The 15,655-nt window shown below is 41.7% G+C and carries 15 protein-coding genes; 10 read left to right on the top strand and 5 right to left on the bottom strand.

Annotated elements, in window-relative coordinates:
* Positions 1-1,004: 1,004 nt before the first annotated feature.
* Genes RMZ42_RS01575 through RMZ42_RS01565 form a run of 3 tightly spaced genes read left to right on the top strand, consistent with a single transcriptional unit; the run spans position 1,005 to position 6,300 of the window.
* A complete protein-coding gene (locus tag RMZ42_RS01575) occupies positions 1,005-3,569 on the top strand; it encodes a GAF domain-containing protein (protein ID WP_322669729.1) in 2,565 nt (854 codons plus the stop codon).
* Positions 3,563-4,012, top strand: coding sequence for a response regulator (locus tag RMZ42_RS01570; RefSeq protein ID WP_292814634.1), 450 nt, complete (start codon positions 3,563-3,565; stop codon positions 4,010-4,012). The genes RMZ42_RS01575 and RMZ42_RS01570 overlap by 7 nt, the downstream gene beginning before the upstream one ends.
* A 5-nt stretch (positions 4,013-4,017) precedes the next feature.
* Positions 4,018-6,300, top strand: a complete 2,283-nt coding sequence (locus RMZ42_RS01565) for a response regulator (RefSeq protein WP_322669858.1) — start codon at positions 4,018-4,020, stop codon at positions 6,298-6,300.
* A 346-nt stretch (positions 6,301-6,646) separates the two neighbouring features.
* On the opposite strand, the gene ychF is transcribed toward RMZ42_RS01565, so the two are convergent.
* The 3 genes from ychF to yidD form a co-directional block, all read right to left on the bottom strand.
* Positions 6,647-7,738 carry a redox-regulated ATPase YchF gene (ychF, locus tag RMZ42_RS01560; RefSeq protein WP_322669728.1) on the bottom strand — a complete coding sequence of 364 codons (1,092 nt, stop codon included), beginning with the start codon at positions 7,736-7,738 and terminating at the stop codon, positions 6,647-6,649.
* Between the two features lie 45 nt (positions 7,739-7,783).
* Positions 7,784-8,011: a hypothetical protein gene (locus tag RMZ42_RS01555; RefSeq protein WP_322669727.1), complete on the bottom strand. Its 228-nt coding sequence runs from the start codon at positions 8,009-8,011 to the stop codon at positions 7,784-7,786.
* A 195-nt stretch (positions 8,012-8,206) separates the two neighbouring features.
* Positions 8,207-8,443, bottom strand: a complete 237-nt coding sequence (gene yidD / locus RMZ42_RS01550) for a membrane protein insertion efficiency factor YidD (RefSeq protein ID WP_012412579.1) — start codon at positions 8,441-8,443, stop codon at positions 8,207-8,209.
* Between the two features lie 61 nt (positions 8,444-8,504).
* Between yidD and RMZ42_RS01545 the strand changes: the two genes are divergently transcribed.
* On the top strand, positions 8,505-9,227 hold the full coding sequence (locus tag RMZ42_RS01545) for an SEC59/DGK1/VTE5 family protein (RefSeq protein ID WP_322669726.1): 723 nt from the start codon (positions 8,505-8,507) through the stop codon (positions 9,225-9,227).
* A 180-nt stretch (positions 9,228-9,407) separates the two neighbouring features.
* Here RMZ42_RS01545 and RMZ42_RS01540 read toward each other — a convergent pair whose 3' ends face one another.
* Positions 9,408-9,785, bottom strand: coding sequence for a hypothetical protein (locus tag RMZ42_RS01540; protein ID WP_292814627.1), 378 nt, complete (start codon positions 9,783-9,785; stop codon positions 9,408-9,410).
* Between the two features lie 33 nt (positions 9,786-9,818).
* Between RMZ42_RS01540 and RMZ42_RS01535 the strand changes: the two genes are divergently transcribed.
* Positions 9,819-10,103, top strand: coding sequence for a hypothetical protein (locus RMZ42_RS01535; RefSeq protein ID WP_322669725.1), 285 nt, complete (start codon positions 9,819-9,821; stop codon positions 10,101-10,103).
* 303 nt (positions 10,104-10,406) lie between these two features.
* On the opposite strand, the gene RMZ42_RS01530 is transcribed toward RMZ42_RS01535, so the two are convergent.
* The gene (locus RMZ42_RS01530; protein ID WP_322669724.1) at positions 10,407-11,306 is read right to left on the bottom strand and encodes an alpha/beta fold hydrolase; all 900 of its coding nucleotides are present in this window, start codon (positions 11,304-11,306) and stop codon (positions 10,407-10,409) included.
* A 448-nt stretch (positions 11,307-11,754) separates the two neighbouring features.
* Here RMZ42_RS01530 and RMZ42_RS01525 point away from each other — a divergent pair, with 448 nt between their 5' ends.
* The 5 genes from RMZ42_RS01525 (at position 11,755) to RMZ42_RS01505 (ending at position 15,444) form a co-directional block, all read left to right on the top strand.
* Positions 11,755-12,309: a thioredoxin family protein gene (locus tag RMZ42_RS01525; RefSeq protein WP_322669723.1), complete on the top strand. Its 555-nt coding sequence runs from the start codon at positions 11,755-11,757 to the stop codon at positions 12,307-12,309.
* Between the two features lie 71 nt (positions 12,310-12,380).
* The gene (pyrH, locus tag RMZ42_RS01520; protein ID WP_322669722.1) at positions 12,381-13,109 is read left to right on the top strand and encodes a UMP kinase; all 729 of its coding nucleotides are present in this window, start codon (positions 12,381-12,383) and stop codon (positions 13,107-13,109) included.
* On the top strand, positions 13,096-13,644 hold the full coding sequence (gene frr, locus RMZ42_RS01515; protein WP_322660513.1) for a ribosome recycling factor: 549 nt from the start codon (positions 13,096-13,098) through the stop codon (positions 13,642-13,644). The genes pyrH and frr overlap by 14 nt, the downstream gene beginning before the upstream one ends.
* Positions 13,645-13,842: 198 nt before the next feature.
* Positions 13,843-14,964 carry a geranylgeranyl reductase family protein gene (locus RMZ42_RS01510; RefSeq protein WP_322669721.1) on the top strand — a complete coding sequence of 374 codons (1,122 nt, stop codon included), beginning with the start codon at positions 13,843-13,845 and terminating at the stop codon, positions 14,962-14,964.
* Between the two features lie 54 nt (positions 14,965-15,018).
* Complete coding sequence (locus RMZ42_RS01505) at positions 15,019-15,444, top strand: hypothetical protein (RefSeq protein ID WP_322669720.1); 426 nt, start codon at positions 15,019-15,021, stop codon at positions 15,442-15,444.
* Positions 15,445-15,655 lie beyond the last annotated feature (211 nt).

Here is a 15,655-nt window from a genome sequence, read left to right as displayed (position 1 = left end):
TTTAATACTTAGTCTTTGGATTTATTTGATTTGATGAATGGATTCAACAGTGTTTCAGTAAATATAGATAGTCAAAAAAGTTTTCTTTCTTATCCTGTCGGCAAATAATAAAATAGGATTAAGCAGATTTACTGCAACAAGAGTGTAATTCTTGAGCAAAAATTCAACCTCAGCGAAATCACCACAACTCAAAAATTGAGCGATTATTTAGCCGTATAAATACGTACTTAAAGACTAATAACTTAAAAAGTGGAGTAAAAATATACTTCAGGCTACTCGCTCTCGTCTGCAAATTTGATACATTTGCTGCTTTCTAGTAGAGTTTATTTATACATCCGGAGTAGACTGATTGAGCTAATTGAAGATACCCTTAGCCATGTATTGGAAATACTAGAGCGATATCTCACAATTAGCCGCTGTGCATTAATGCTGATGTAGATAAATTTCGCATTAATGTAAAAGCCAGTTTTCCTGAGAATTTCGACACAGTAGAAGACGATCGCATCGACCTAAAATGGTTTAGTGCGACTGGTAAATTACTCCGGTAAACTCACTAAATCTCTTATGTCTAATAACTAAATCTAATCATGCACAGTAAATACAATTAGTCCTAAACTTGTCTACACTAGGATTAGGGCGATGTCTACGACGGACTACGCCTACGCAATAAATTTGTGGCGTAGACAGGCAGTGGTTGATAAAAGCTTGTTGAAAAAGTTGTAAAGTATACTTAAAACCCCTCTTCAAATTTCTCCCTGAAACGGAGCGAGACTTTGAAACGCCGATTATCTTGTAGGCAAAGGGGGCTGGGAGAGTTAGGCTTTTAAGGCTTAGATGTTACGAAAAATACTTTTCAAACATCCTTTAAGAATCGCTTTTAACAAACTTTCCTGAACAGCCAAAGGTGAGGAAAGTATTAAGAATTATTAAAAAAACTTAAGCTATTCTTGAGATAATCATGTTGCTGACTGGATATAACATTTAGATTTTTTTAAAAAAAGTTAATGAAATTTAGACATATTGATACAGAAATAGCGAGGTTAGAAGCCCTCCGCCAGTATCAAATTCTTGACACAGAACCCGAAGAAGCTTATGACAATCTTGCTCGGTTAGCGGCCTTTATTTGTGGCACTCCCATATCCTTGGTAAATTTTATTGATGAAAACCGTCAATGGTTTAAGGCAAAAATAGGTTTAGATGTATCAGAAATGCCCCGGAGTGTTGGATTATCTTATCTTTGCCAAGAGCAGCGTCATGTTGTAGTGGTTTCTGATACCCTAGCTGATGAAAAGTTGGCAAGTAATCCGGTAGTAACTGGCTATCCATATATACGGTTTTATGCAGGTGTACCCTTAATTACTCCGAAGGGAGATATGTTGGGAACTCTGTGCGCGATTGACCAAGTTCCACGACAACTAAGCCAAAAACAAGTGGAGGCATTTGTGGGTTTGAGTCGCCTGGTAATTGACCAACTCGAACTCAGGCGTCATGTAAGTGAGGTATCTAAAGTTACTGAGAAACTAGTGGCACACGAGCAAGCAGCCCGCGCCCAATCTGAAGCCGCCAAAACCCGCATCACCAATCTTCTCGAAAGTATCACTGATGGTTTTTTTGCCCTAGATCAAAAGTGGCAATTCACCTATATTAATGGTCAAGCAGAACGGCTATTGCAAAAAACTCACAATCAGCTTTTGGGTAAAAATATCTGGGAGGTGTTTCCAGAAATTATCGGCACAACATTTGATTGTGAATATCGCAGGGCAGTCTTAGAACAGGTTAGTGTCGAATTTGAGGAGTTGTATCTGCCACAGCAGCAGTGGCTTAAAGTTCATGCCTATCCAGCTAAAGACGGCTTGTCTGTTTATTTTCAAGATGTTACTGAACGACGGAAAACAGCAGCAGCACTACGAGAAAGTGAAGAACGTTGGCAATTAGCATTACACGGTAATAATGATGGTATTTGGGATTGGAACCTCAAGACTAATGAAGTGTTCTTCTCAACTCGATGGAAGGAAATGCTCGGCTATAAAGACTACGAAGTTTCCAACCATTGGGATGAATGGATAAAACGAATCCATCCCGATGAGCGAGATTGGGTACTTCAGGCTTTCCAAGACCACTTTGCCAAGAAAACACCGTTTTACGTCTGTGAATATCGAGTCCAGTGCCAAGATGGCAGCTATAAATGGATTCTAGATCGAGGACAGGCACTTTGGGACGCATTGGGTGATATAGTGCGGATGGTTGGTTCTTATACTGATATCACAGATCGCAAGCAGGCAGATGAAGAATTAAAGCGGCAAAATCTGCGATCGCAACTATTTGCCGAAATCACCCTGAAAATTCGAGAATCTTTACAAATAGATGAAATTCTTCAAACCACTGTCACAGAGGTACAAAAACTACTACAAGCTGACCGTGTATTAATTTTTCGACTGGAACCTGACGGTTCGGGAACAGTGGTACAAGAGGCAGTGCTGCCTGGTTGGCCGGTAATTCTAGGAAAAAATCTTTTTGACCCCTGCTTCAAAGAAGACTATATAGAAAGATATCGCCAGGGAAGAGTAAGCGCCCTTGAAGACATTGAATCTGCTCATATCCAACCATGCCATCGAGAATTTCTTCAGCAGTTTGCTGTCAGGGCTAACCTTGTAGTGCCGATTATTGTCAGGGAGGATATTTGGGGCTTATTGCTAGCTCATCAGTGTAGCGCACCTCGACAGTGGAATCAGTTTGAAATGGATTTGTTACAGCAATTAGCGAACCAAATTGGGATTGCTTTATCTCAGGCAAAACTATTAGAAAAAGAAACCCAGCAAAGTCAGGAACTTACTCGTTCTAATGCGGAATTAGAACAGTTTGCCTACGTAGCTTCCCATGATTTGCAAGAGCCATTGCGGATGGTAACTAGTTATTTACAATTGCTGGAGCGGAGATACAAAAATCAACTGGATGCCAATGCGGATCAGTTTATCACCTATGCAGTAGATGGGGCCAGCCGGATGCAGACCCTAATCAACGATTTGTTAAACTATTCCCGCGTCAGCACCCGTGGACAGCCTTTTGTGCCAGTTGATTGTAGTGTTGTCTTAGAACAGGTGCTTGCTAATCTTCAAGTGGCGATCGCAGATAGTAAAGCAGTTGTCACTTATGATATTCTACCTGAAGTAATAGCCGATCCTACCCAATTAACACAAGTATTTCAAAACCTGATTGCTAACGCGATCAAATTTTGCGATCGTCAACAGCCATTAATTCACATTGGAGTAAGTAAGAGAGATACAAATATATTAGATGGAAAAAATTTAAATTTTACCCCCCCGGAGGATGAATGGTTGTTTTGGGTGCGTGATAATGGAATTGGTTTGGAATCCGAATATAGTGAACGTATTTTTATAATTTTTCAGCGCTTGCACGGTAGAGACAAGTATCTAGGTACTGGAATTGGTCTGGCAATTTGTAAGAAAATTATCGAACGCCACGGTGGCCGGATTTGGGTTGAGTCGAAACTGGGTCAAGGCTCGACTTTCTACTTCACAATTCCAGATAAAGTAGGTAAGCAATGGTAAACACCATAACAGCGATTATGCCTATTGAGGTTTTGTTAGTAGAGGATAATCCTGGCGATGTCCAACTTACACGCATCGCCCTAGAAGATAGTAAAATCTCAATTCATTTAAACGTAGTCGAGGATGGTGTAGAGGCAATGGCATTCTTGCGAAAACAGGGAAAATATGCTAAATTACCTCATCCAGATATTGTACTGCTCGATTTTAACCTTCCGAAAAAAGATGGACGAGAGGTATTAGCAGAAATAAAAGGAGATGAAAACCTCAAACGAATTCCTGTAGTAGTTTTGACTACTTCCCAGGCTGAAGAAGATATCCTCAAAGCCTATAACCTTTTTGCTAACTGTTATATAACTAAGCCAGTAGATTTCGATCAATTCGTTAAAATTGTCCAATCAATAGAAAATTTTTGGTTTGCGATCGTAAAACTGCCACCGGAGTAGTGGAAATGGCAGGTAAAAATATTATTAAAGTCTTGTTAGTAGAAGACAACCCTGGTGATGTCTTATTGTTACAAGAGTTATTCAAAGAAGTTACCACAGTTATAGTTGAGTTGATGCCCGTTGAACGGCTTTATGAAGCACTCAACTACTTAACAAACGAAATTTTTGATGTAATTTTGTTAGACCTCTCGCTGCCAGATAGCCAGGGATTACAAACTTTTGTCATGGCTCATAATCAGGCAAAAGCAACTCCAATTATTGTGCTGACGGGTATAAATGATGAAACCCTGGCAACTAGGGCAATGCAAAAAGGAGCGCAAGATTATTTAGTGAAGGGGCAAGTAACTGGCGACTTGCTGGTGCGATCTATGCGTTATGCCATCGAACGTCAGCAGGCAGACAACGCACTGCGGCAGAGTGAGGAGCGATTTCGGGTTGCTCTGAAAAATTCTCCAATTTTTGTCTATAACCAGGATAGAGATTTGCGGTACACCTGGGTTTACAATCCGCCATCTGGATTGACAGTTGAGAAAATATTGGGCAAGCAAGACTTAGATATCGTCCCAATAGAAGATGCTCAACGTCTCGTCGCAATTAAACGTGGAGTGCTGACTACAGGCATTGGAACGCGAGAAGAAGTATCAATTACCATCAAAGATACAACGCGATATTACGATTTAACTGTCGAGCCACTACGGAATGAAACCCAAGAAATTGTTGGAGTGACATGCGCCAGTATAGATATTAGCGAACGACAAGCTGCATTACGCGACCGCAAATTGGCACAAGAAAAAATTCGCGAACAAGCAGCATTACTAGATGTCACCACAGATGCTATCTGCGTCCGAGATTTAAACAATCAAATTATCTTCTGGAATAAAGGTGCAGAAACACTTTACGGTTGGCAAGCTACAGAGGCTTGGGGTAAAAATGCTAGCGAACTTTTGTATGACGAACCTTCACCGGAAATTGAAGCGGCTCTATTGCAAGCTATTAGTAAAGGGAAGTGGCAGGGCGAATTAACAAAACTTACTAAAATGAACAAAGAAGTCCTTGTGGCTAGTCGTTGGACTCTGGTATGCGATGAACAAGGAAAACCCAAATCAATTCTCACCGTTGACACAGATATTACCGAGAAAAAGCACCTAGAAGCCCAATTATTTCGCGCTCAACGCCTGGAAAGTATTGGCACTTTAGCTAGTGGTATTGCTCACGACCTCAACAACATCCTGACACCGATTTTGGCAGGAGCGCAACTGCTACCGCTAAAATTTCCTAATGCAGATGAGCGGACTCGTCATCTCCTAGAAATTTTAGAAATTAACGCTAGACGCGGTGCTGATTTAGTCAAACAGGTACTTTCCTTTGCGCGGGGTGTAGAAGGGAAGCACATCACTTTGCAACTCAAACATATAATTGTAGAAATTGCCAAGATTCTTAAAGAGACCTTTCCCAAATCGATAGAAATCAGCACTAATGTACCGCAAGATTTGTGGATGGTTTCTGGAGATAGTACTCAACTGCATCAAGTGCTGATGAACCTCTGCGTTAATGCCCGCGATGCTATGTCCAATGGTGGTACTTTGAGTATCTCTGCCGAAAATATGTTGATTGACGCAAATTATGCCCGCATGAACCTAGAAGCCAAAGAGGGGCCTTACATAGTGATTACTGTCTCCGATACTGGAGTTGGGATTCCGAAACAAATGCTAGATAGAATTTTCGAGCCATTCTTTACTACAAAAGATGTCGGACAGGGCACTGGTTTAGGACTTTCCACGGTATTGGGAATCGTTAAAAGTCACGGAGGTTTTGTAAATGTGTATAGTGAACTGGCAAGTGGCACTAGCTTTCAAGTTTACTTGCCAGCAGTGGGGGGAATGGAAACAATTAGCCCCGAAAATTTGCCACCACAGACAGGACATGGAGAATTGATTTTGGTTGTCGATGATGAAGCCGCCATTCAAGAGATTACGACAACATCATTAGAAGCTTACAACTACAAAATCTTAGTTGCCAATGATGGCATTGAAGCGATCGCGCTATATGCTCAAAATAGAGACAAAATTAGTGCCGTTCTTATGGATATTATGCTGCCCTCACTGGATGGTTTAACAGCCATACGTACCTTGCAAAAAATTAACCCCCAAGTCAAAATTATTGCCAGCAGTGGACTTATGTCTGACAAGAAGCTCAGTGCAGTAGCAGCTATTGGTGTCAATACGTTTTTGTCAAAGCCCTATACTGTTAACGAATTATTGCTTTCTTTGCAGAAAGTACTATCATGAATCAAATGCTTACGTAAGTATACTGTTAGCTGTGAGTACAAAACGCTGCTTTATTAAGCGGGTGCAAATTGCTTGGATTTGATATGATTGAGCATCCGTTAACAGACTTATTTTACCGATACTCACAGCTTGGCTATATTGTGGGTGGAAGTAGCTATTAGATTTGCAGGATTGCTGGTTTATTTGCGTAGGCTTTGCCCGCCGCAGGCATCGCCTTGCATATCTTGACGCACCTTATAGAATATTTGTCAATTTATTTGGTGCGATGCTTACAGCGGGCAAAGCCTAGGCAAATTGGTGTAGGTTGACCATTATCTTATCGATAACGGCCAGTGATTAATTACCCCTACACATTAAATCGGAACAACATTACATCTCCTTCCTGCACAACATACTCTTTCCCTTCACTGCGAACCAACCCTTTTTCCTTCGCTGCATTCATCGAACCAGTTGTTACTAAATCTTTATAAGCAACAGTTTCGGCGCGGATAAATCCCCGCTCAAAATCACTGTGGATTACACCAGCAGCTTGAGGTGCAGACATTCCCGCATTAATTGTCCAAGCGCGGGTTTCTTTGGGACCGGAGGTAAAATATGTCCGCAAGCCTAGAAGCGTGTAAGTTGCCCGAATCAATGATTTCAAACCGCCTTCTTCCACACCCAAAGACGCAAGAAAATCAGCTTTATCTTCCTCTAGTAATTCCACTAATTCAGCTTCAACTTGAGCCGAAACTATCACAACTTGGGCATTTTCTGCTGCTGCAATTTGCCGCACTGTTTCGACAAAATGATTACCAGTAGCCAACTCATCTTCAGATACATTGGCAGCATAGATAATTGGCTTATAAGTCAGCAGTTCCAATCCTTTAATAATTACTGCTTCTTCTTCATTCAAGCTTACCTGACGCACCGATTTACCTTCATTTAAAGCCGCAGCTAATTTTTCTAAGACTGTGATTTCAAACTGTGCATCTTTGCTAGTACGAGCTAGTTTACGAGTGCGGTCAATTCGCCGTTCAATTTGTGCTAAATCTGATAAACCCAGTTCTATATTAATGATTTCAATATCTCGCGCTGGATCAACAGAACCAGCAACGTGGATAATATCGTCATTCTCAAAACAACGTACCACATGGACGATCGCATCAACTTCCCGGATGTGGGACAGGAATTGATTCCCTAATCCCTCACCCTGACTTGCACCTTTAACTAAACCGGCAATATCTACAAATTCAACCCGCGCCGGGATAATTTGTGCCGAACTGGCAATCTTAGCAAGAACATTTAACCGTTCATCCGGTACTGCGACAACGCCGACATTCGGTTCAATCGTGCAAAAAGGGAAGTTAGCTGCTTCAGCTTTGGCATTAGCAACTACAGCATTAAATAAAGTAGATTTTCCGACGTTGGGAAGTCCGACAATTCCGGCTCTTAGCATTTTGGATTTTAGATTTGAGATTTTGGATTACATTACCAAGTTAATCTAAACAGGTTCCGGTATGGTTTGGGGAATTGTCCCTGGAACCGTCTGAGGAATGGGAGCAGGTACTGGTTCTGGTACAGGCCCCGGTAACGGTTGAGGAATCGCTGGCCCCGGTACAGGTTCGGGACTAGGTAGCGGATTCGGCTCAGGATTGGGACTAGGTAGCGGACTCGGGCCAGGAGTAGGAATTTGTGGTTCAGGTATAGAAATCGCAGTAAAATTAATCATCGTAAGTCTAAATTAAATTATTCAACCTTCCCACGCTAGATGACAACCTCATCTGTTGACATCTCCCCAAATAGCTATACCCACCAACACATCCTTTAATAATTTACCCCTCTTCTCATTCTCCGCGTCCCTCTGCGCTTCCCTTTGCGCCCCTTTGCGTTTAAATTTCACCCCTCAATTCCCCACCGCACAAAACTACTCCTCCTTCACCTTTTCCACCACCTCTGGCACTGGGTCGTAACCACCCGGATGAAACGGATGACAGCGCAAAATCCGCCGAGTTGCCATCCAGCTACCACGCAACACACCAAATCGTTCAATAGCTTCAATAGCATACATCGAACAAGTTGGTTGAAAGCGACAAGTTGGGAGAAACAACGGCGAGATAAACATTCGGTAGCCCCGAATCAGCCAAATAAATAATAATTTCATTGCAGCTACCCAAATCTTATAAATTAGTAACAGGGGTAAAACTTTTCATTTTGTCGCATCTTTGTTAATTACATTTTCTGACTTCACCTCAATTCCGGTTTTCTGGCTGCAAATTGCGTTGGCTTTGCCCGCCGAAGGCATCGCTGCAATCTGGGTGTTACTCATCCTCCTGATTGCAGGGGTGGTAAACCGCTTTGCCGACAAGCCAGAAATCGTGCGGAAGATTGTTCATATTGGCACTGGGAATGTGATTTTAATCGCCTGGTGGCTAGATATTCCCGCCAGCGTAGGGATTACAGCTTCTATTTTAGCGAGTGCAATCACCTTATTATCCTACCGATTGCCGATTCTTCCTGGTATTAATAGCGTTGGACGGCAAAGCTTAGGGACATTTTTTTACTCTGTTAGTTTCGGTATTTTAGTTGCTTGGTTTTGGTACTTGCAACAACCCCAGTACGCAGCACTCGGAATTTTAGTAATGACTTGGGGAGATGGATTAGCAGCCTTAATTGGGCAACGCTTTGGTAAACATAAGTATAAAGTTTTTGGGACAGAAAAAAGTTGGGAAGGCTCCCTAACTATGATGCTTGTTAGCTATGTTGTCAGTAGTTTGATTTTAGTTGGAACTCAAGGAAACAGTTGGCAAACTTGGGCAGTATCACTGTTAGTTGCAGTTATCGCTACTGGTTTAGAAGCTGTTTCATTTTTGGGTATTGACAATTTGACAGTTCCTTTGGGTAGTGCAGCCCTTGCCTTCTTTTTAAGTCAGTTAGTTCTGAATTAGTAATTGCCTAGACTCCTATTCCTAGTTGAGCAAATAAGAGACAGTGCCAAAAATTTATTGTTAGTTAATAAATGTAGCGCTTCTCAATTGAGTCTAATACGGGTAAGGAAGTTCGTAGTAAGGACTTTAGTCCTTATTTTCTAAGCACTAAAGTGCTTACTACAAACCCTCAAAACTGATTTACTGGTTTAGCAGTCCGATCGCAATTTCAAGATACATCTTAGCCTTGTGCAAGTTAAGCAAGCTTTCTTGGTCGTATCTGTCAGGGTAGCTCATAGCCTTTCCTTCCATTGTCAGCTTAATCAGCGCCGCTTGCTCATCTGTGGGTGAGTTCATCTCATCTACTACACCTTCAAGAAATTGAATAACGCTAAAACCTGGTGACTTCAACCCTCTTCCTTGCCTTAGTTGAGCGAGTGCTATCTGTGGGAATGCCATTAAGGTAACAATCCAACTGGTCTTGTACCCTCCGTTCCCAGTAGGCTTCAATCCGTAACGCCTACACAAGTCTCTCAATTCAGCAATAGTTTTGATTTCGAGTTCTGACCTTGTAAACATAAAATAGAGTTACCTCTTGTAAAAGTGGTATCGGTGGTGAACTTGTTTTGTAGACTGGGTATCGCCACCGATATAAAACTCTATTCTAATGGTTTCGTTCGTCTCAAGCTATATTTATATCTCTCAACAATGCCTAATCCTAAAGGGAACCCTCAAAATTTTGAACCAGCGCAACCAAAGGGAGATAAGCCATTAACTGACCAATTGAGTTTTAGAGTCTCTAAGGAAATGAAGGAAGAGGTAAAGGCTAAGGACGATCCTCCTGAATTTTGTCGCCAAGCTATCCAAAAAGCACTAGATGAAGATAAGAAGAAGTAGTTATACCAATTTGAAAAAAGAATGGGACAAATAGACTCTTTGTAGAGACGCGATTCATCGCGTCTTTACCCAAGGATGTGTTGCAATCATTAATTGAATTGGTATTAAAATTTTTTGGACTAAAACTTTAAGAACTATAATAAAGCCCTCTCTAATAGGAGGGCTTTATCGCTAAGTCAAACTCTTAATTTAATTAAGACCATAGTCCTATTGCCAATTTTTCGTATCGGCTCAATTAACAAAAAATAAATCTTTTTGATTATATTCAACACCATCCATTACGTGAAAATTGAGCCGAGTTTATTACGGCGATCGCTCCAAAATCCAATCGAGTAAAATCGGATTGACTAACTCCGGCGCTTCATCCTGCGGACAATGCCCCACTCCCTCTAAAGGAATAAACTTTTCTACTTGCCCAAAGTTAGCTAATTCTCTCCCTAACTTAATTGGTTCCCACGGATCGGCCGTTCCCCACAAAATAATCGCCGGACACTGTAACAATGGTAAAAGGTCTTCAGGCAATGGCCCTGTAGAATAAGAAGTAAAAGCCAGAAACACAGCCCCAGCCCCCGGATCGCTTGCTGGTGAAGTGAGAATATCTACCAACTCATCTGTTACCATCTCAGGATTCGCATAAGCTTGCAGCAAAATTTTCCGCACCGTTTTCGGTTTGGCGAGTTGATTGAAAAAGAAATCGCCAACTGGTTTAATAGATAGCACCCGTTGCAGCAAAGGCGCTCCGTAACGACGAGATAAAGGTAAAGTTACCCGTTTGCGATCGTGCAACAGCCGTAAAGAACAGTTGAGTAAAGCAACTCCCAAGGCAATATCTGGGTTGCTTACTGCTGCTTGCATAGCAACAATACAGCCAATGGAATTTCCCACTAAAAAAGCTGGCTCACCCACTACTTCACGGCAAAAATCTGCTACTTGTTGTCCCCAAGTTTCTAGTGTGTAGTTAATTTTTTCACCAGGCTGAGGTTTTGCAGAAGCCCCAAAACCAATTAAATCGATCGCATAAACACGGCAATTTTCCGCTAATACCGGAATATTTTTTCGCCAGTGCCACCAAGAAGCACCAAATCCATGCACCAGGACAACAGCTGGCCCAGTAGTTCCTTGGGTTTGGTAACAGATCGGAAAATCTTGCCAAATCCAGGTTTTTGTAGAGTTAAGTGCTGTTTTTGAACTTGAGGTTGTCATGGGAAATTTGATGTAAAGAATGCTAAAAGCTTTTTAGCAGCAAAGCACAAGTAAAATTGTTTTGAATTTGCAGAAAATTTATCAGATTTTCAAAATAAATCTTTGGCTCTAGTGATAGCCTATACATATACCACAAAAGCTTCTAAGCTGATAGTTTTATCCAGTATAGAAAGTTTTCATCTTATTGATAGAGGTAATTTACTCACAACTGAGATGATGTCAGTATTAAAAATCATAACGTTTCTAATATGAGTAATATTTGGGCTATTTTTTAGATGTGAGTGAATTAGCATCAGTGCTAGATTCAGTAGTTTTACAATTTACGATCGCAAATTTGGTCTATAAGATTGGCGAATATGAGGCATCGGCTAAGGGGTGGTTTGCAACTGGAAACTGACGCTGAATTTAACAATATTTTTCTTGTTCCTAGTTCTGCGGGCCAGAAATCATGAATCTACTAGAAACAATTGATACTCCCGTTGGGAGCTATGCACCAGATTTTGAATTGCCAGGAATTGATGGTCAAGTACACCATCTCAGGCGTTATCTTGAGAAGTTCCGAGCAGTCGGCGTTATTTCTATGTGTAACCACTGCCCTTATGTCGATCGGTATTTAGGCAGACTAAAAAACATTCAAGCCGAATTTGCCCCAAAAGGCTTCACACTAATTGGACTCAATGGTAGTAATGTTGACTACGACACTAGGTCAAGCTTTGAAAATATGAAAGCTTTTGCCCGACGTCACCAGTTGAATTTCCCCTACCTGTGGGACTCAACGCAAGATGTGACCGGCAGTTTCGGCGCAACAAAAACACCAACAGCCTTTCTCATAGATACTAACGGTATAGTCCGCTATAAAGGTAAAATTGATAATCATCCCCAAGAACCATTACCAGTGGGAGAGGATTATTTGAGAACTGCGATCGCTTCTCTGTTTAAAGGTGAAGAAATAGCCATACCACAAACAGAACCAGTAGGTACTACATTGATTTGGCGTAACTAGACATAGATAGTCCCTGTAACTGTTATCTTAAATTGGAGGCAATTGCAACTTTTTTGATAAAGCGTAACTTCATGGGAACGAATTACCGACGGGTTTTACTCAAACTGAGCGGTGAAGCCTTAATGGGCAACATGGGCTATGGCATTGATCCAGAAGTAGTCAAAGGAATAGCACAAGAATTAGCAGAGGTGATAGCGACTGGTACTCAAATCGCCATAGTTGTTGGCGGTGGCAATATTTTTCGTGGCGTTAAAGCAGCGTCGGCGGGGATGGACAGGGCAACCGCTGACTATATCGGGATGATTGCCACGGTAATGAATGCCATGACGCTGCAAGATTCGCTAGAACACATAGGAGTACAGACGCGGGTGCAAACCGCGATCGCTATGCAAGAATTAGCAGAACCATATATTCGTCGTCGTGCCATCCGTCATCTTGAAAAAGGACGGGTGGTAATTTTTGGTGCTGGTTCAGGAAATCCCTTTTTTACTACAGATACGACTGCGGCATTAAGAGCAGCAGAAATCGATGCTGAGGTGATTTTTAAAGCCACCAAAGTAGATGGAGTATATGATGCCGATCCTCATATTTATCCTGACGCCAAGCGTTACAATAGCTTAACCTACGCGCACGTTTTAGCCCAAGATTTGCGGGTGATGGATAGTACTGCGATCGCCTTGTGTAAAGAAAATAATATCCCAATTCTGGTATTTGACCTAACGGTGCGAGGAAATATCCACCGAGCAGTCTTGGGAGAATCCATCGGCACCCTTGTGGGAGGTTCTTGTGAAATTAGCTGAAGCTGAAAGTACGATGCAAAAAACCGTTGAGGCAACTCAACGGGCTTTTAACTCGATTCGCACTGGTCGCGCCAATGCGAGTCTATTAGATAAGGTATTGGTGGACTATTACGGTTCGCCTACTTCCTTGAAATCACTGGCAAATATTAGCACGCCAGATGCTACGACAATCTTAATTCAACCCTACGAGCGCAACACCCTAAACATCGTTGAGAAGGCTATTTCCCTCTCAGATGTGGGTTTAACACCTAGTAACGACGGTTCTGTAATCCGGTTGAATATTCCGCCCTTAACCAGCGAACGCCGTAAAGAATTTGTCAAAATGGCATCCAAGTATGCTGAAGAGGGTCGTGTTGCTATTCGTAACATTCGCCGCGATGCTATAGACGCCATTCGCAAACAGGAGAAAGCCTCTGAAATCTCCAAAGATGAATCAAAAGACCAACAAGACAAGTTGCAAAAATTGACAAATGAGTATACTGCCAAAATAGATGCACTGTTGGCAGAAAAAGAAAAAGACATCACGACTGTTTAAAGTCTCAAGTCTTAAGAAATGATAAAGGCTGAAGGATAATGGATAAATTCTTCAGCCTTTATCATTTCTTAAGTTATTGCATAAATTCTAGAAAAATTGATCGAGTAAGTAAGTAGACATGAATAATTAAAGTAGGAACAATTCATCAATTGCCCCTACTCAATAGAAAATAAACTAATTCTGGAGCAAAAATTCAATATGTACGACTGCATCATCGTCGGCGCTGGGCCAGCTGGTGGAACAGCTGCATATCATTTAGCCAAACAAGGTCGCTCAGTATTAGTGTTGGAAAAAGAATCTCTGCCAAGATATAAACCTTGTGGTGGTGGTGTATCTCCAGCGATCGCTCAATGGTTCGACTTTGATTTTAGCCCAGTAATTTCTGTAAAAGCCGACTCCCTTCGCTTTACCTGGAATTTGGGCGACCCCGTAGAAGCAAAAATCGCAACAATTGAACCAGTCTGGATGGTGAGACGAGATACTTTTGACCATTTCCTAGTGCAGCAAGGGCAAAAGCAAGGAGCTGAACTACGAGATAATACGGAAGTAACGGGTATTGAGTTTCAAAGTGATTACTGGCAAGTTAACACAGCTAATGGCTCAGTTACAGGTCGTTACTTAATCGCGGCTGATGGTGTTAAAGGGCCAATGGCAAAATGGCTAGGCTTCAAAGATCGTAAACGCCGTTTAGCAGGAGCTTTAGAAGCAGAAGTGGCCGCGGAGGTCAAGGATAAATCTACAATTCATTTCGAGTTTGGCTTGGTGAAAAACGGCTACATTTGGAACTTCCCGAAGGCGGACGGTTATTCCATTGGTGTCGGTACATTTGTCGGCGGCAAACCCCAGGATTTTAAGAAAATTTTAGATGAGTACGCGCGATCGTTTAATGTAGATATCAAAACTGGCAAGCAATATGGTTATCCTCTTTGCTTGTGGGATGGCAACCAAAAGTTGCATACTCAAAATGCAGTTTTAGCTGGGGAAGCTGCTTGTGTAGTCGATCCGATGACAGCAGAAGGCATTCGTCCGTCAATTTTTAGCGGTTTAATTGCAGCAGGAGCGATTAATGAGGCACTTTCTGGTGATACCAACGCTTTAGAAAAATATAGCGAAGTGATTAATGAAGAATGGGGTACTGAAATGGCTTGGGCGCAAAAATTAGGTGGAGCATTTTATCGCTTTCCTGGCATTGGCTACAAAGTTGGTGTTAAGCGCCCTTCCGGTGCGAAAATTATGGGTAAAATTCTGTGTGGAGAACTGCGCTATGGCGACGTTGCCAGTCGTGCCCTCAAGCGTTTAATTCCTGGTTTTGGGACTTGAGCAACTTGTTAAAGTGAGCAAACTTTCGCCGCAGTGTACTAGATATTTCTCAATATGGCAATTTACTTGATAAAACGGCTATCTGTGTTCGCTAATATTCTTGCTCTTGTCCTCTTCATGCCGGGAATTGCCTTAGCTGCACCCGTTCAACTCCATACTATTTCTGGTGTCATTTCCGCCCAAACTACCAAAACTGCAAGCTACTCCACCTCGTCGGAGATTAACCTGACTCCTTTACAGCGCCAAGAACTCCAAGCTGTGCGTCAAAGAAGAAATAGGGAAATTGAGGCAGTGTTAAACTCAGCCCAACGTGCCCAACTTACTCACAATCTCCGGGCTGGTAATAATATCAAGCAAGCTTTAGAAAAATTAAATTTACAACCAGAACAGCAAGATTTTGTAAAGGCGATCGTGCAATTTACTAACTTGAAAATGAAGGCTATTTCATCTAGGCATTTGCTAAAAATAGGACATAACTAAAGGCTTAAAATTAGCGATCGCCTAATAATTTTTTAGTAGCGATCGCAAGCAATTTTTATTTTCGCTGTCTCATACCAATTTTATCAAAGAATAGGGCAGATCGTGAATATGAGTTTAATACAGTAAAACCAAATAAATTTAGATTTATAGAATTTTTTTTCCAGAACCAAATCCAACCTACGAGATACTAATTGTCCTTTTTGAATAAAAA

Source organism: Nostoc sp. DedQUE05 (genome assembly GCF_034530955.1).
In the GTDB taxonomy this organism is placed as follows: domain Bacteria; phylum Cyanobacteriota; class Cyanobacteriia; order Cyanobacteriales; family Nostocaceae; genus Nostoc.
This window is presented reverse-complemented; position numbering and strand designations above follow the sequence as displayed.